The organism is Leisingera sp. ABM4_060 (assembly GCF_056158765.1).
The window spans coordinates 2,082,288-2,099,039 of record NZ_JBSWTX010000001.1; the positions used below are offsets into that span (position 1 = coordinate 2,082,288).

Annotated in this window: 12 protein-coding genes and 2 pseudogenes; 9 read left to right on the top strand and 5 right to left on the bottom strand. The window is 67.7% G+C overall.

Translation table 11 applies throughout. The features are described 5' to 3' along the window. Positions 1–53 precede the first annotated feature (53 nt). Together truA and ACXAEH_RS10335 are read left to right on the top strand one after the other, a co-directional pair. A complete protein-coding gene (gene truA / locus ACXAEH_RS10330; RefSeq protein WP_475032536.1) occupies positions 54–821 on the top strand; it encodes a tRNA pseudouridine(38-40) synthase TruA in 768 nt (255 codons plus the stop codon). Between the two features lie 140 nt (positions 822–961). Further along, the gene (locus tag ACXAEH_RS10335) at positions 962–1,897 is read left to right on the top strand and encodes a 2-hydroxyacid dehydrogenase (protein WP_475032537.1); all 936 of its coding nucleotides are present in this window, start codon (positions 962–964) and stop codon (positions 1,895–1,897) included. Between the two features lie 107 nt (positions 1,898–2,004). Here the strand turns inward: ACXAEH_RS10335 and gcvH are convergent. Both gcvH and ACXAEH_RS10345 read right to left on the bottom strand, forming a co-directional pair. Continuing rightward, positions 2,005–2,365 (bottom strand): annotated as a pseudogene (gene gcvH, locus ACXAEH_RS10340) (glycine cleavage system protein GcvH). A gap of 195 nt (positions 2,366–2,560) precedes the next feature. Further along, entirely contained in the window at positions 2,561–4,009 is a 1,449-nt protein-coding gene (locus ACXAEH_RS10345; protein ID WP_475032539.1) for a glutamine synthetase family protein, read from the bottom strand. Positions 4,010–4,223: 214 nt separating this feature from the next. Between ACXAEH_RS10345 and ACXAEH_RS10350 the strand changes: the two genes are divergently transcribed. The 3 genes from ACXAEH_RS10350 (at position 4,224) to ACXAEH_RS10360 (ending at position 6,512) form a co-directional block, all read left to right on the top strand. Then, positions 4,224–5,000 carry an IclR family transcriptional regulator domain-containing protein gene (locus ACXAEH_RS10350; RefSeq protein ID WP_475032541.1) on the top strand — a complete coding sequence of 259 codons (777 nt, stop codon included), beginning with the start codon at positions 4,224–4,226 and terminating at the stop codon, positions 4,998–5,000. Positions 5,001–5,084: 84 nt separating this feature from the next. Continuing rightward, on the top strand, positions 5,085–5,408 hold the full coding sequence (locus ACXAEH_RS10355) for a hypothetical protein (RefSeq protein ID WP_475032543.1): 324 nt from the start codon (positions 5,085–5,087) through the stop codon (positions 5,406–5,408). 120 nt (positions 5,409–5,528) lie between these two features. Then, positions 5,529–6,512, top strand: coding sequence for a type I glyceraldehyde-3-phosphate dehydrogenase (locus ACXAEH_RS10360; protein ID WP_475032544.1), 984 nt, complete (start codon positions 5,529–5,531; stop codon positions 6,510–6,512). Positions 6,513–6,564: 52 nt separating this feature from the next. On the opposite strand, the gene ACXAEH_RS10365 is transcribed toward ACXAEH_RS10360, so the two are convergent. Further along, a complete protein-coding gene (locus tag ACXAEH_RS10365; protein WP_475032545.1) occupies positions 6,565–7,173 on the bottom strand; it encodes a hypothetical protein in 609 nt (202 codons plus the stop codon). Positions 7,174–7,239: 66 nt separating this feature from the next. Continuing rightward, positions 7,240–7,542, bottom strand: coding sequence for a hypothetical protein (locus ACXAEH_RS10370; RefSeq protein WP_475032547.1), 303 nt, complete (start codon positions 7,540–7,542; stop codon positions 7,240–7,242). A 491-nt stretch (positions 7,543–8,033) separates the two neighbouring features. On the opposite strand from ACXAEH_RS10370, the pseudogene ACXAEH_RS10375 reads away from it, so the two are divergent. Both ACXAEH_RS10375 and ACXAEH_RS10380 read left to right on the top strand, forming a co-directional pair. Continuing rightward, positions 8,034–9,834, top strand: a pseudogene (locus ACXAEH_RS10375) (autotransporter assembly complex protein TamA). Continuing rightward, positions 9,831–13,454 carry a translocation/assembly module TamB domain-containing protein gene (locus tag ACXAEH_RS10380; protein ID WP_475032548.1) on the top strand — a complete coding sequence of 1,208 codons (3,624 nt, stop codon included), beginning with the start codon at positions 9,831–9,833 and terminating at the stop codon, positions 13,452–13,454. The pseudogene ACXAEH_RS10375 and the gene ACXAEH_RS10380 overlap by 4 nt, the downstream one beginning before the upstream one ends. Here the strand turns inward: ACXAEH_RS10380 and ACXAEH_RS10385 are convergent. Further along, positions 13,438–14,451 (bottom strand): glucokinase, encoded by a 1,014-nt coding sequence (locus ACXAEH_RS10385; RefSeq protein WP_475032549.1) that lies wholly within the window; start codon positions 14,449–14,451, stop codon positions 13,438–13,440. The genes ACXAEH_RS10380 and ACXAEH_RS10385 overlap by 17 nt on opposite strands. A gap of 151 nt (positions 14,452–14,602) precedes the next feature. Between ACXAEH_RS10385 and ACXAEH_RS10390 the strand changes: the two genes are divergently transcribed. Together ACXAEH_RS10390 and ACXAEH_RS10395 are read left to right on the top strand one after the other, a co-directional pair. Further along, on the top strand, positions 14,603–15,652 hold the full coding sequence (locus ACXAEH_RS10390; RefSeq protein WP_475032551.1) for a glycosyltransferase family 2 protein: 1,050 nt from the start codon (positions 14,603–14,605) through the stop codon (positions 15,650–15,652). Continuing rightward, on the top strand, positions 15,649–16,611 hold the full coding sequence (locus ACXAEH_RS10395) for a glycosyltransferase family 2 protein (protein ID WP_475032552.1): 963 nt from the start codon (positions 15,649–15,651) through the stop codon (positions 16,609–16,611). The genes ACXAEH_RS10390 and ACXAEH_RS10395 overlap by 4 nt, the downstream gene beginning before the upstream one ends. The last annotated feature ends 141 nt before the right edge of the window (positions 16,612–16,752 follow it).

Genomic DNA, 16,752 nt, shown 5'->3' on the forward strand with positions numbered 1-16,752 from the left:
CAGAGCGCGACAGGGACTTGCCCCGCCGCTGTTGCATTGCTACTTGGCCGCCCATGCCGCGTTTTGCTTTGAAAGTCGAATACCACGGGAAGCCTTTTGCCGGCTGGCAAAGGCAGAAGGACCTGCCCTCGGTGCAGGGTGCGATCGAGGCTGCGCTGGCGAAGCTGGAGCCGGGCGAGCACACCATAGCCGCCGCCGGACGCACCGACACCGGCGTGCACGGGCTGGGCCAGGTGGCGCATTGCGACATGGCCAAGGACTGGGACCCGTTCCGCCTGTCGGAGGCGCTGAATTATCACCTGAAACCCGATCCTGTGGCGATCGTGGATTGCGCCCGTGTCGACGATGACTGGCACGCGCGGTTCTCGGCGGTGGAGCGGCAGTATCTGTTCCGCATCCTGATCCGCCGCGCGCCGGCCACCCATGACGCGGGCCAGGTCTGGCAGCTGAACCATGATTTGGACGCGGACGCCATGCAGGAAGCGGCCAACTATCTGATTGGCAACCATGATTTCACCACCTTCCGTTCTTCGATCTGCCAGGCGGCGAGCCCGGTCAAGACGCTGGACGAACTGCGGGTGGAGCGGGTGCAGGGCTTCTCCGGGCCGGAGATCCATTTCCACGTGCGCGCCCGCAGCTTCCTGCACAACCAGGTGCGCAGCTTTGTCGGCACCCTGGAGCGGGTGGGCGCCGGCGCCTGGGCCCCCGCTGATGTGAAGGCCGCGCTGGAGGCCCGCGACCGCGCCGCCTGCGGGCCGGTCTGCCCCGGGCACGGGCTCTATCTGGCGCGGGTCGGCTACCCCGGCGATCCCTTCGCCTGACCCCCGCAACCGGCCAGGTGCATTGCGTGCACCGCCTGTACACCGCCTGTGCACCGGCCTGCCGCAATTCCCGGCTTTACACGGCGGCGGCAGCCGTGGCTAAGTCCGCCGGATACAGGCCAACTGAGGGAGAAAGCAGCATGGCGCTTCTGGTCAACGCCGGATTCGGCAACTGGTACACGGATGAGGAACTGGCAGCAGAGCTGCAGGCGCTGGCACCGGAACTGGACATCCGCCCGTCAAGCGAACCCGGCGATCTGGCAGCGGTCACCATGCTGGCCACCACCGTGCTGCAAGACGGGCTGCCGGAACAGCTGCCGAACCTGCAGCTGGTGCAGAAACTGGGCGCGGGCGTCGACAGCATCGTCGCCCACCCCAGCCTGCCGCCGCATGTGCGCGTCACCCGGCTGAAGCCAAACGAGCCGGCGCATGAGATCGCGGAATACTGCCTGTCTTACGTGCTGCACGGCCAGCGCAACATGGCCCGGCACGAGGCCTCGCAAAAACGCAGCGCCTGGGAGCCGCTGGCACCGAAACGCCCAACACACACCACCGTCGGCGTGCTCGGCCTCGGCCATATCGGCGGCATGACGGCAAGGCTGATGCGGGACCTGCGGTTCCGGGTGCTGGGCTGGAGCCGCTCGCCCAAGGAGATCGAAGGTGTTGACTGCCGCCACGGAGAGGCCGCGCTGCTGCAGATGCTGGGCGAATGCGACTATGTCTGCGCCATCCTGCCCTCAACCCCGGCCACCCGCCATTTGATGAATGCGGAAACGCTGGCGGCGATGAAGCCCGGTGCGGTGCTGATCAACGCCGGCCGCGGCGACCTGATTGACGAGGCCGCTCTCATCACCGCCCTGGACAAGGGCACCCCGGGCCGCGCTGTGCTGGATGTGACCAGCCAGGAGCCGCTTCCTGCAGAGAGCCCGCTCTGGACCCATCCGGGCGTCACCATCACCCCGCATGTCTCGGGCTGGCACCTGGGCGATGCGATGAAGGATGTGGTGGAAAACTACCGCCGCCTTCAGGCGGACGAGGCACTGTTGCACGAGGTCGACCGCCAGCGCGGCTACTGACGGGGCCTGCGGCAGAGCGCCCCTGCTTCTTCTGGCCAAAAAATATCCCCGCCGGAGGCACCGGCTTTTCCTTTGGGAAAAGCCGGATTCCTGCACGGGCAACAGGATCAGCCGATGAAATCCTTGTCAGCCGGCCTCATCCATGTAATCGTCCATCGGCGACAGATCCGACGGCTTCAGCTTGAAGAACCAGGCGCCGCCTTCGGGGTCCTCGTTCACCTTGCCGGGATCATCGGCCAGGGCTTCGTTCACCTCGACCACCTCGCCGTCCAGCGGCGCCAGGATGTCCGAGGCGGCCTTCACGGATTCAATCACCACGATCTCGTCATCCTTGGACACTTCGGTGCCCGGCTCCGGCAGCTCGACATAGACCACCTCACCCAGCTGCTCGGCGGCGTGGGCGGTGATGCCGACAGTGATCAGATCGCCTTCGGGCAGCAGCCACTCGTGTTCCTCGGTGTATTTCATGTTTCTGTTTTCCCTTAGAAAATCACAGGTTTGATAAGTGTCTTGGCCGCCGGAGTGGCGCCGCAGGAAACAGAGGCGCAGCGCGCCGCCCTCTGCATACGCGGGCATACGCTAGCAACGGCCTCCGCCCCCGATCAAGACGGCAATTCCCGCTTCCGGCAAGTTTTTTGCAGCCCCTGCCCGCCCCGCGGAGGCTCAGAACAGGTTGAAATACTCCGCTTGCTCCCATTCGCTGACGGTGTCCAGATAACGCTCCCATTCGAACCGCTTGAGATGGTGCAAATAGGCCGCCGCGTCTTCGCCCAGCGCCTCGCGGCACAGGGCGGAACCTGCAAAGGCCGCCAGCGCCTGGCCCAGCGAGCGCGGCAGTTTTTCACTGTCCTCGCTGTAGGGCGACAGCGTGGGCCGCGGCGCTTCCAGCCCTTCGGCGAGGCCTGCCGAGCCTGCGATGATCTGCGCCGCCAGCGCGTAATACGGGTTGGCGGAACTGTCCGGGGCCCGGTTCTCGATCCGGCTGGCGGGGTCAAGGGGATGCATCAGCGCCCGCAGCATGGCGCCGCGGTTGTCCTCGCCCCAGCCGATCCGGTTCGGCGCCAGCTGATAGGGCAGATAGCGCTTGTAGCTGTTCACCGTCGGCGCAATCAGCAGCGAGGTCTCTGCGGCGTGTTTCAGCAGCCCCGCCATCCAGGCACTGGCGGGCGGCGTCAGCATCCCTGCCGTTTCCGGCATGAACAGGTTGCGCCCCGTGGCCAGATCCTGCAGCGATTGATGCACATGCCAGCCGTTGGCCATGGCGTTATCCAGCCGCGGCTTGGCCATGAAGCTGGCGTGCAGCCCATTGCGGGCGCAGACCTCCTTGACCATGGTGCGGAACATCACCATCGCATCGGCCTGCGCCATGGCGCCATCGGGGGCAAAGGTGAACTCGACCTGGCTGGGGCCCATCTCGATCTCGACCGAGCGCACCGGCAGCCCCAGTTTCTGAGCATTGCGGCGCAGCAGGTCCAGCACCCCCTCCACCTCGCCATAGCGGGTTTCGGTCAGATACTGATACCCCTGCATCAGGTTGCGGGTCTGCACCGGCGCGCCGGGGCGGCCGGCCTGTTCATGCGCGGCGGATTTGTCCGCCAGCTCGAAGATGTGGAACTCGACCTCCAGTCCGAAGGTCGCCGCCATCCCCTGCGCGGCCAGCCGCGCCACCTGCCGTTGCAGCACAGTGCCGGAGGCAAAGGGGATCGCCCGCCCGTCCTGATAGACCGGCTCGCAGAAGATCCAGGCAGAATGGCCGGACCAGGGCAGCGCCCGGTAGGTGTCAGGGCGCGGCACCAGCAGCACGTCGCCCGCCCCCTGCATCGGCCCCGCCAGCCCGCTGCCGCCCTCCCAGACCGGAAAGGCGGTGCGGTGGGAGGTGTCTTTCAGCAACAATGTCGCGGGCACGTTCAACCCGCGCTCAAAGATGCTGGCAAAAGCCTCTGCCATCACCGTCTTGCCGCGCAGCAGCCCGTGCTGATCGGGGAACAGCACGCGCACCGTCTCGATCCCGTCGAATTGCGCGCGGGCGGCGATCTCGGCGGCCTTGCGGCAATCCTCAGGAGTCAGCAGCCCCAGACGGGCCAGTTTGCCGGATGTGAAATCTTGCGCCATGGGCGGCCTCTTGGATAGCGAGCGGTTTGAAATTGCACCACAAATGCCCCCCGCGTCCAGCGTGGCAGCGGCATTTGCCGCATCTGGCTGCGCATTCCCCTAACAGTGCCGGATTTGCGCCTTGACAGCGTTCAGCAAGCGCACATTGTGTGCAGCATTCGCACAATAGCCGCCAATCCGCGCGGCAGCAATTTCAAGTGACAGCAGGCAGCAGATGACGGTTTCGGAGCAGGACAGGAATATTTCTTCAAGCTTTGCCAAGGGGCTGGCGGTGCTGGCGGTGTTTGACGCCGCCACCCCCAGCATGACCCTGGCCGAGATCGCAAGGCGCAGCGGCCAGGACCGCGCCACCGCCCGCCGGGGGGCGCTGACACTGGTGCAGGCAGGCTACCTGCGCCAGGACGGGCGGATGCTGTCGCTGACCCCGCGGGTGCTGGCACTGGCGGGCGGGTTCCTGCAGGCCAACCAGTTCGGCCGCAAGGTGCAACCCGTCCTGAACCGCCATGCGCGGCAGCTGGAGGTCGAGGTGACCCTGGCGATGCTGGACCAGAACCGGGTGCTCTTGCTGGCGCAATCCACCGTCGAGCATGGCCATATCACCTATGGCTTCACCGCCGGCTCGCATATCCCCTTGGCCCACACCAGCCTGGGGCGGATGCTGCTGGCCGGGCTGCCGCCCGAGGACGCCGCCGCCTTGCTGGCGGCAGAAGACCTGCCCCGCCACACCGAGCAGTCGCTGCAAGACCCCGCCGCCATTCTCGAACGGGCGGCCCAGGCCCGCGCGCAGGGCTATTGCATCACCGGCAGCGAGTTTGAGGCGGGCATCACCGGCTATGCGGTGCCGGTCTCCCGCCCGGGCAGCACGCCGGTGGTGGTGGGCAGCTCCGCGCCGCGCGGGCTGGCCCCCGAGGCCGATGCCGAACGGCTGCTGCGCGGGTTGCAGCTGTGCGCCGCCGAGCTGCGCCAGGCCGAGGCGGTAGATCATCTTTGACGTGTTTTGCGGAAAACCCTGCCTTGCAATGCCCCGGCCCGGCGCTAGGCTGAAGGCAGAGATTTCCGCAGGAGCCTTTCGATGATGAAACAGACTGCCCTGGCGGCCGCCCTCGCCGCCGCTCTCGCCGCCATCCCCGCCGTCCCGGCCCTGGCCAAGGGCGTGGAAGGCAAACAGGTGACCGTGCTGGGCCGCGACTGGCTGGTGGCACCGGTGGAGGACATTGCCGGCCGCTACAGCGCCACCCGGCTGAACCTGGAGCACCTGCCGTTCCGGCCGCCCGCGGTGCTGACAGCACGCCAGGCGGTCAGGGCCATGCGCGCGGCCACTGGCTGCAGCGTCAACCTGGACACCATGGTGCGCACCATCTCGGGCACCTATTACGCCCAGATGATCTGCCGCAAATAGGGGGGCCTCTGACGGTTCTCCGGTTTTACGGATTTTTCTGAAACATCCTCCCCGTGAAATGTGATCATTTTCCCGGGCGCACGGATTGAGCCGCCCCGGCGCGCCTGCCATAGATTGCCCATGAAACTTGCTATCAACGGATTCGGCCGCATTGGCCGCGCCATCCTGCGCCAGATTCTGACCACATCGCGCGGAGACGGCATCGAAGTGGTGCGGATCAATGATATCGCACCCTTGGACATGTGCGCCTATCTGTTCCAGTACGACAGCACGTTCGGCCCCTTTGCCCATCCGGTGGAGCACGGCGGCGATGCGCTGCAGGTGATGGGCCGCACCATCCCCGTCAGCCATGAGCCCGACCTGACCAAAGTGGACCTCAGCGGCGTCGATCTGGTGCTGGAATGCACCGGCATCGCCCGCACCTCGGATGTGGCGGAACGCGGCATCAAGGCAGGTGCCGGCAAGGTGCTGATCTCCGGCCCCTCCCCGGCCGCCGAGCTGACGGTGGTGCTGGGCGCCAACGAAGAACAGCTGGGCGACGCCCGCATCGTCTCCAACGCCTCCTGCACCACCAATGGCCTCACGCCGCTGGTCAAGCTGCTGGACGGCATCGCCGGCATCGACACCGCGCATATGACAACGATCCACTGCTACACCAACTCGCAGCCGATGGTGGATGCGCCGCGCGGCGATTTTGCCCGCTCGCGCGGGGGTGCCCAGTCGATGGTGCCGACCACCACCTCCGCCATGCATCTGATCGACGAGGTGCTGCCGCATCTGAAAGGCCGGGTCAGCGGCGCCGCGGTGCGGGTGCCGACCGCCAGCGTCTCGGCAGTGGATCTGGTGGCGCATCTGAAGACGCCGATGAGCGAAGCGGAATTCACCGCCGCCCTGCGCGAGGGGGTTGCCGCCTCCCAAGTGCTGGGCTGGACCGATATGCCGCTGGTGTCGTCGGATCTGCGGTCGCGGCCCGAGTTGCTGGTGATCGCCGGCCCCGAGACCCGCATGGCAGGCGATGCCCAGGTGCGGGTCTTTGGCTGGTACGACAATGAATGGGGCTTTTCGGCGCGGATGCTGGATGTAGCGCGGCTGATGGCCGGCTGATCCCGGGCTTTGCCCCCGGTTTCCCTGGCAGGCCCGCCGCTGGCGGGCTTTGCTATTTCTGCTTCTGGCGCCCCTGCCCGGACAGGCGCAGCCAGCGGAACATCAGCATCAGCGCCACCATGCAGACCGCCAGGCCGATGAGATCGCCCGCGGCATAGATGGCCATCACCGGCAGCTGGTCGCCCGGGAAGATCAGCCCGGAAAACACCAGCGACTGGCCGATGGAGTTGATCACGGAGGCAACAGCGCCTGCTGCCAGCAGCCATTTCCAATCCACCCGCCGCGCCTGCCCGGCACTCAGCGGACGCCCCAGCAGCCGCAGCAGCCCAAAGGCGGCCAGCGCCGACATGGCCCCCACCGCAATCGATTCCAGCAGCACCGGCTGCATCAGCTGGCGGATGCCGGCAGAGGTGAACATCAGCTCCGACAGAAAGGCGCCAGCAGCCAGCGGCAGCACCGCCTTCCAGCCGAACAGCCAGACGCTGAGCACCCGCACCCCATGCGGCAGGTAGGCCAGGCTGGCAAAGACGGTGAGTTCGGGCAGGAACAGCTTTTGCACCGGTGTCACACCCCAGGCGGTCAGCCCGTGGCAGATGATATAGACGGCGGTGATAACGGTAAAAACCTGCAGCCGGGACAGGACCAGGGAAACATTTATCATATACCCGGTGTAGTCGCAGCACACGGGCGCCGCAACCATATGTTGTAGCAAATAGGGGGGCTGGCGTCAGGGCGCTGCTGGGTCGAAACGGACCACGTAATGCTTGGCCCTGGTGCCGCCGGCCCGCTCCAGCACCCCCATTTCCAGCAGCGACTTCAGCGACCGGTGATAGGTCGCCTGGGCAATCCCCCGCACCAGGCGGTGGCTGCGGATCTGATCGGATTGCACCGGTGCGCCCGGGCTTTCGGTCAGCGCATGGGCCGCCAAAAGCACGTCCCGCTCAACCGGGCTGAGCCGGTCCAGGCCGATGTCGCGCTCCATTTGAAACAGCATGTCCCGCAGTTCGAATATCGATTTCAGCCTGTCCAAACCCTGTCCCCGCTTAACCGCAATCCGTTTCACTTACTAAAAATGATACCACGCAAAATTATCAAACTGACAATTATATAGACAGTAATATTCTGCGTGGTATCATTCCCGCCAGGCTTGGCTTCATGTGAGTGGTGGCTGCGCCTGACGTTAACCCAATGTAGCTTTGTTAATCAGTGCCAGCTCCGGCAGTTTTGGCTGCCGGAGCTGAACTGGATAGTACATTTTCCCTTCCGCTTGCCAAATCATATTTGCCGCCATTTGTTCCGCGCTGGCGCCAAACCGGCTGAATTGCGCCCAGCTGCGCCGCCTGCCTGGCGGCGGGGGCGCCGTGCGCGGCAATCCGCCGCTGCGGTGCCCGGGCAGGATCTTGGCGGAAAGCTGCCGCTTTGCCGGTTCCATCCCGCAAAATTCCCGTGCTAGGCTTGCCCACGGCGCCTGCTGCCCCGCCGGGCCAGGCCGGATTATTACGCCCGCGTCCGGGAGCAGACATGAATTTTCCCTACCGCCCGCGCCAAATGGCGCGCGCCGCTGCCTTCAGCCTCCTGACCCTGCTGCCGCCCGCTGCCTTTGGCGCCGAGACCGTGCTGCAAGCGCCCGGCGCCGGTGACGCGCTGGCAGAACGGCTGCGCGGCGCTTCTGCCTCAGTCGCGGCCAGCGGCGAGACCAACGTGCAGGAGCTGCTGGCGGCCGCGCTGTCGGATTACCGCACGCTGGTGCAGGTGCTGTATGACGCCGGTCATTTCTCGCCGGTGGTGAACATCCGTCTCGACGGGCGCGAGGCGGCGCGGATCCAGCCGCTGAACCCGCCCAAATCGGTTTCCAGGGTCGAGATCACTGTTCAGCCCGGACCGCGCTTTGCCTTTGGCGCGGCAGAGCTGGCGCCTTTCCCGCAAAACAGCGAGGTGAAGATCCCCGAGGGCTTTGCCCCAGGCCGCGGCCGGCACCGGTGTGATCCGCGATGCCGCGATTGCCGGCGTCAAGGCCTGGCGCCGCGCGGGCCACGCCAAGGCCACAGTGGCAGAGCAGAACATCACCGCCAGCCATGTGCAGGCCCGGCTGGACGCCCGGCTGCGGCTGGCGCCAGGGCCGCGGCTGCGCTTTGGCCGGATGCAGGTCACCGGCGAAACCACGGTGCGCGAAGACGCCATCCGCCGCATCGCGGGCTTCCCGGCGGGCGAGGAATTCCACCCCGATCTGGCCGCCAAATCCGCCACCCGGCTGCGCCGCACCGGCACGTTTTCGACCGTGGTCCTCAGCGAGGCGGAACAGCCCAACCCGGACGGCACCCTGGATTTCACCGCCCAGGTCGAAGACCTGCCGCCGCGCCGCCTGACCTTCGGCGCCGAAATCAGCTCTTCGGACGGGATCGAGCTGTCGGGCAGCTGGATGCACCGCAACCTGTTCGGCGCCGCCGAGAAACTGCGCATCGAAGCCCGCCTCAGCGGCATCGGCAGCAGCAACGACATTGACGGCCGCATCGCGGTGCGGCTGGACCGCCCCGCAGCGCTGGGGCCGGATGACCTGATCTTCTACCTCGCCGAGGCCGAACGGCTGGACGAGGAGCATTACACCGCCACCCAGGTGCTTGGCGCCATCGGTGCCCGGCGCACCTTCTCGGACATTTTCTTTGCCGAGGCCGCTTTGGGCGTCTCTTCCACCCTGGCAACGGATGTGTTCGGCAAGCGCCGGTTCAAATACCTGGCGGGCCGCATCCGCGCCGAATATGACGCCCGCGACAGCCGGGTGAACCCGGCCAACGGCTATTTCCTTCAGGCCGGCGCCACTCCTTTCATCGGCATTGACGGCAATACATCCGGCCTGCAGCTGAAAGGCGACGGGCGCGCCTATTACGGGCTGGGGGCGGAGGACCGGATCGTGCTGGCGGGCCGGCTGCAGCTGGGCTCGGTCATCGGCCCGTCGCTCAGCGATGTGTCCCCGACGCTGCTGTTCTTCTCCGGCGGCGCCGGATCGGTGCGCGGGCATGAGTTCCAGTCGCTGGGCGTGCCAGTGGGCGGCGGCACCGCGGGCGGGCGCAGTTTCCTGGCGCTGTCGGGCGAGCTGCGCGGCAAGGTCACCGACAAGATCTCGCTGGTCGGTTTCTATGACATCGGCTTGGTCGATGCGGACAGCTTTGTCTCCGGCTCCTCAGCCCGCCATGCTGGCGCAGGCCTGGGCCTGCGTTATGATGTGGCCGGCATCGGCCCGCTCCGGCTCGACCTCGCCTACCCCGTTGACGGCGGGTCCGAGGACGGGCTGCAATTCTACATCGGCATAGGACAGGCGTTTTGAAACACTCCCTCGCCTATGGTCTGGCCCTTGGCCTGGCCCTCACCCCCGCACTGGCGCAGGACAGCGCCGAGGAAAGCGGCGGCCTGCTGGTCGATTTCCTGGAGGACACGCTGTCCGGCGACAGCCGCTATATCACCGTCACCGGGCTCGAGGGCGCGTTTTCCTCTCAGGCCAGTATCGAAAAGATCACCGTGGCCGATGCGGGCGGCATCTGGCTGACCATCGAAGGCGCCGAGCTGGACTGGAACCGGCTGGAACTGCTGCGCGGCCGCTTCTCGGTCAACCAGCTGTCCGCCGAGCGCATCGCGGTCGAGCGCGCGCCGGAACCGGTGCCGCAGGACCCGGAGCTGCCCGCACCCGAGGCCGCCCCCTTTGCGCTGCCGGACCTGCCGGTCTCGATCGAGCTCGGCCAGATCAGGGCCGCCCGGATCGAATTGGGCGAGGCCCTGGCGGGCACGGCCGCCAGCCTCGCCGTCGAGGGATCGCTGAAACTGGCCGACGGCGCACTGGACACCAGGCTGGACGCCGCCCGGCTGGACAAGCCGGGCGACCACCTGCGGCTAGACGCAAGTTATGCCAATGAAACGCAGCAGATCACCCTGGACCTGGCGCTGCAAGAGGCTCCGGGCGGCTTGATCTCCCGCAGCCTGGACCTGCCGGGCCGCCCCGACCTGCTGCTGACCGCCAAGGGCGAAGGCCCGGTCAGCGATTTCACTGCCGGCATCAGCTTTGGCACCAATGGCACCGAACGGCTCGCGGGCCAGGTGGTGCTGGCTGCCGTTCCCCTGCCCGCGGATGCCGCACCGGACACCCCGCGCAGCATCACCTTCTCCGCTGACCTTGGCGGCAATATCGACCCGCTGCTGCCGCCGGTGCACCGGCCCTTCTTCGGCCCCGGCCTGCGCCTAAACGTCAAGGGCACCCGCACGGGCAGCGGCGCGGTAGATCTGAACACGCTGGTCCTGCGCACCAGCGCGCTGCAGGTGACCGGTGCAGCCTCGCTGGATGCAGGCGGCAAGCTGGACACTGCCAACCTGAAAACCGCCATCACTCCGCCCGAAGGCCTGGCCGCCGTCACCCTGCCGGTTGCAGGCGGCCAGACCACGCTGGCGGCAGCGGATTTGCAGCTCACCAAAACCTCCGAAGGCGGCTGGACCCTGGACGGCCTCCTGAACCAGCTGAGCCACCCGGGCGCCCTGATCGGCCAGGCCGAGATTGCAGGCCGCGGCACCCTGGACCAGAGCAGCGGCTTTGCGCTGGAGGGCCGCCTGAGTGCCGGCCTCAGCAATTTCCAGCCCCGCGACCCGGCGCTGGCCAAGGCCACCGGGGATGACATCCGCTTTGAGGGCACCCTCAGCACCAAAGGCCCCGGCGCGCTGCGGATCACCGGTATGGAACTCAGCGGCAGCGATTATCAGGCCAGCGGCGATGTGGCGCTGGACGGTTTGGAAAGCGGGTTGAAAGTGACCGCGGACCTGGCTGCGGGCGCTGCGGATCTCTCCCGTTTTTCGGATCTGGCCGCCCGTCCGTTGGGCGGGGCGGTGCGCGGCACGGTCAAGGGCACCTTCACGCCGCTCTCCGGCGCCTTTGCCACTGACCTGGAAGTCATCGCCCGGGACCTCTCTGCCGGCATCAGCCAGGCGGATGCGCTGCTGGCGGGCACCACCACCCTGCAGCTCAAGGCCGCGCGGGACGAGACCGGCATCGCCATCGACCACTTCGACCTTGCAGGCAGTGCCATCGCCGCCACTGCGGCCGGCAGCCTGAACAGCGATGCCGGGCGGATGGAGATCACTGCCGAACTCAGGAAACTGGAGGTGCTGGTGCCGCAGAACCCCGGCACGCTGGCGCTGGCCACCACCCTCACCCGCAACGGCAACCGGCTCAGCGGTGTGGCGGAGCTGACCGGCCCGCACAGCTCCGGCGCCAGGCTGGACGGTTCGGTCACGCTGGAGGGCGACGCCGATTTCAATTTCGCCGCCGCGCTGCATGAGCTGGAGCGCTTTGTGCCGCAGCTTCCGGGCAAGCTGAGCGCCGATGGCACCGCCAGGCGCCGCAACGGAGACTGGCAGTTCTCGGCCGCGGTGGCAGGGCCCACAGGATCTGCCGCCGGCTTCGAAGGCAGCTTTGCCGAGGGCGACGGCAGCGCCGATCTGCGGTTTGATGCGGTGCTGGAACAGTTGCAGCGGCTGGTGCCCGACCTGCCGGGCCGGCTGACCGCCAAGGGCAATGCCAGCCGCCGCGATGGCACCTGGACGGTGGACAGCACCGCCAGCGGCCCCGCCGGTATCGACAGCCGGGTTGCGGGCAGCTGGAACGAGGCAGACGGCACAGCCGACGTGACCGCCAAGGGCATGCTGCGGCTGGAAGGGGTAAACCCCTTCATCTCTCCCAACCTATTGCAGGGGCCTGCCAGTTTCGATCTGGCACTGAAAGGCGCGCCGGGGCTGGAGGCGCTCAGCGGCACCATCTCGGTCCCCGGCGCCTCGCTGGCCATTCCGGCGGCGGCGCAGCGGGTGGACGGCATCAACGCCACGGTTTCCATTGCCCGCTCCAGCGCCCGGTTGCAGATCGACGCACGCCCGCGCGACGGCGGCACGGTGCGGATCAGCGGCCCGGTGGGGCTGCTGCCGCCTTTCAACGGCAATCTGCAGATCGCCATCGGCGATGTGGTGGTGAGCGACCACCTGTCTTATGAAACCCTGCTGAACGGGTCGCTCACGATGTCCGGCGCCATGGCGGGCAGCAACCGGATCACCGGCCGCATCGATGTGGGCGAGACCAATATCAACCTGAACACCGCCGGCGGCTCGGTCTCGGCCGCGCCGATCCCGCCGATCCGCCATGTGGGCGCGCCGGCGGATGTGCGCCGGACCCTGGCCCGCGCGGGCCTGACTGGCGGCAGCAGCGGCGCCGGCGGCTCCGGCAAGACCGAGTTGGACATCCTGATCAGCGCCCCCTCGCGGATCTTTGCCCGCGGCCGCGGTTTGCGCTCCGAACTCGGCGGCGAGATCCGCCTGCGCGGCACCACCGCGCGGCTGTCGCCCTCGGGCCAGATCAGCCTGATCCGCGGCACCTTTGACATCCTCGGCCGGCGGCTGGAGCTGGACGAGGGCCGCATTACTCTGCTGGGCGATCTGAAACCCTACCTCGCGTTCAAATCCTCCGCCGCCACCGATCAGGGCACCGCGACGCTGGAAATCTCCGGCCGGGTCGACGCACCCGAGATCAAGGTGACTTCGGACCCGCCGCGCCCCTCCGAGGAGGCGCTGGCGCTGCTGCTGTTCGGCGACAATATCCAGGATATCTCGCCGCTGGCACTGGCCCGGCTGGCGGGCTCGGCGCTGACCCTCAGCGGCCGCGGCGGCGGTGCCCAGGAACGGGTGAGGAGCGCCACCGGCGCCTCGGATGTCGATATTGGTGCTGACAATCTGGGTGCCGGCCAGCTGGGGCTGGGCGGCTACGTGGCCGAGAACGTCTATACCGATTTCAACGTCAACACCCGTGGCGACAGCGAGCTGAGCCTCAATCTGGATGTGACGGACAGCCTGACAGTGCAGGGCACGGTGGACAGCGAAGGCGAGACCGGCTTCGGCCTGTTCTTCAAACGCGACTACTGACAGCCGCCCGCGGTCCAAAGCCGTTTCCCGCGCCGGATTCCGGTGCGCCCCCAGCCGCCCCAGCTGCGGCCAAAGCCACCTGCGCAGCGCCGCTCACCCCGGCGGCATCATCGGTGATCAGCCACAGCGGCACCTCGGCGCAGACCTCGCCCAGCCGCCCGCCGGGCGCGGTGTAGCTTTGCAGAAAGTTCTCGCGCGCGGGCGTGTTCAGAATGCCGCGCGCCACGCTGCCGGCAAAGAACAGCCCCTGCCCCGGCATATAGGCTGCCGTCAGCTCCCGCGCCAGCAGGCCCAGCAGATGCGCCCATTCGCGCACGGTCCGTGCTTCCGGCGCGGCCGGGTCCGCCAGAAACGCCGCCTCGATCCCTTCGGCGCTGCTGGCCGCGGTGCCGGTCAGCGCCTGGTGGAACCGTACCAGCCCGGCGCCGGAGAACAGCGCCTCGATACTGGCGAACTCATCCGGCGCGTGCTCCAGCAGCACCTGCAGGCGGCGGCACAGCAGCTGCGGCAGCCCCGCGTGGCCCAGTTCCGCCTCCAGCGCGGTCCCGTTCAGCGAAGCTGAGACATTGAAGCCGGTGCCGATGCCCGCCACCAGCGCCTGGCCGCCGCCTTGCCGGCCGGGGCGCAGGCTGGACAGCTGCCCCGGGATCAAAACAGGCAACGCATGGCACAGCGCTGCCAGGTCGTTGACCAGCTTTACCCTGCCCGCGTCCGCCAGCCCCAGCGCCGCGGCAATGCCGCTGGCCTCGCCGCGCCAGTTGCGGTTGCTGAGCTGGAACGCCCCGCCCCGGACCGGCCCCGCCACCGCCAGGCAGGCGCCGTGCAGCGGCGGCAGGCCGGGCTGGGCGCAATAGGCTTGCAGCACATCCAGCAGACTGTCGAAACTGTCGTTGGAAAAACTCTGCATCGCGGTGACCCCGATGCCGGGCGCTGCCAGCGCCAGCCGGGTCCGGCTGCCGCCCACATCTCCCGCCAGAACAGTCAGCTCAGCCGCCATATTCCGCGTTCCTTTCCGATGGTCTCCCCGGTTTCGAGACTGCAGCATTCCCGCCGCATTTGCAATTGAGCCGCATCCCGGAGCTTGCAGCCTGCCATGGAACCCTGCAATTTGACAGGGATTTTCCGGCAGGCGCAAATCAGGGGCAAGCGTGCAGGCATCCATGGGGCAAAGGCTGGCAGAGCGCAGCAGGCGGAAGGCGCAAGCCATCCTGCACAGCGCGCGGTTCCGCGCCTCGCTGCGGCATCTGCACGGGCCGGTCCGCCGCTTTGCCGCGCCGCAGGAGGTGGTTCTGATCGCACTGGTGCGCAACGGGGCATACTACCTCGATGTGTTTTTCGAGCACTACCGGCGGCTGGGGGTCTCCTCCTTCGTGTTCTTCGACAACGGCTCATCGGATGGCACGGTGGAGCGCATCCGGCAGGAGCCTGGCACCGCCATCCTGCGCTCAACCCTGCCCTGGCTGCAGTTTGAAAACACGTTCCGCGCCTATGCCGCCCGCCGGTACGGCCGGGACCGCTGGTGCCTGTTTGCCGATATGGATGAGCTGTTCGACTTTGAGGGCCGCACCGCCGCGGGCCTGGAAGGGCTGACCGCCTATCTGGCGCAGGCGGGCTATACCGCGATGCAGGCACAGATGCTGGAGATGTTCCCCAAGGGACCGCTGGCCGCCGCCGGAGGGCTGCCCTACGCCGCAGCGGTGGACAGTTTCCGGTACTCGGATGTCAGCGCGCTGCGGGCAGTGGACTACATGTCCGATGACACTGGCTTCGCCTACTGGCTGCGCCAGAACGCCCCGCCGCCGGGCGGCGCGCGGATGCTGTTCGGCGGCGTGCGCGGCAAGGTCTTTGGCGAGGCCTGCTGCCTCAGCAAGCACCCTTTGGTGTTCAACGGGCCGGGCGTGCAGGCGGCGGTGCATCCGCATGCCTCCGCGGGCGTGCGGGTGGCCGATGCCGAAGGGCTGATCCGCCACTACAAGTTTGCCGGCAACAGCCTGGCCCGCGACCTGCAAATTCAGGCAGAGGCCGTCTCGGAGCATGGCGAAGACCGGCTGCGCTCGGCGGCGATGCAGGCGCAGCCGGAGCTGAGCCTCTGGTCCGAAGACGCGCTGGAGACCGCCGGTATCGGGGACCTCCAGCAATTGGGCTTCCTGCGCCGCGCCCCCGCCTACTCTGCCTATCTGGCCGGGGGCAGCCAGTGACCGCCCCTGTGCGTGTTCCAAAGGCCGGCGCTGTGGTGATCGGCCGCAACGAAGGCGCGCGGCTGATCCGCTGCCTGCAGTCCCTGCAGGGCCAGGTGCAGCAGCTGGTCTATGTGGACAGCGGCTCCAGCGACGGGTCGGCCGCAGCAGCCCGGGAACTGGGCGCGCAAGTGGTGGATCTCGACCTGTCGCAGCCCTTTACCGCCGCCCGCGCCCGCAATGCCGGGCTGGCGGTGCTGGATGCCGGTCTCGAATACGTGCAATTCGTGGATGGCGATTGCGAGGCGGACCCGGACTGGGTTGCCACCGCAGCCGCCTATCTTCACAGCCATCCCAAGGCCGCAGTGGCCTGCGGGCGCCGGCGGGAGCGGTTTCCCGGGGCCTCAGTCTACAACCGCCTGTGCGACGCGGAATGGGACACGCCTCTGGGCGAGGCTCTGGCCTGCGGCGGTGATGCGCTGATGCGTGTTGCCGCGGTGCGGGCGGCGGGCGGCTACCGCGAGAGCCTGATTGCCGGCGAAGAGCCGGAACTGTGCCTGCGGCTGCGGCGCAGGGGCTGGCAAATCTGGCGGCTGGACGCGGAGATGACGCTGCATGACGCGCAGATGCTGCGTTTCAGCCAATGGTGGCAGCGCAGCCGCCGCGCGGGCCATGCCTTTGCCGAAGGCGCCGCCCTGCACGGGTCAGGCCCGGAGCGCCACTGGGTGGCAGAGACCCGCCGCGCCTTGCTTTGGGGCGCCGCGCTGCCTGCTGCCATCGGGCTGGCGGCGCTGGTGGAACCGCTTTTCCTGCTGGCCGCCCTTGTATACCCGGCCCAGGCTGGCCGCCTGTCCCGGCGGATGGGAGCAGAACGCGCCCTGTTCACGGTGCTCGGAAAATTTGCCGAAGCCGCCGGCGCGCTGGAATTCTACTGGAACCGCAGGCGCGGCAAGGCCCGGGGCCTTCTGGAGTACAAGTAGCGCTCCCGCCCGGCCTCAGCCGCCCTGCGGGCAGCCTCCGCCAGTTGGGCCGGGCGCCGCGCGGGCGCGCGGCGCAGGGGCGTTGCCCCTCTTGGCCTGACGGCCAATTCACCCCAGGATATTTGGGGTCAGATGAAGAAT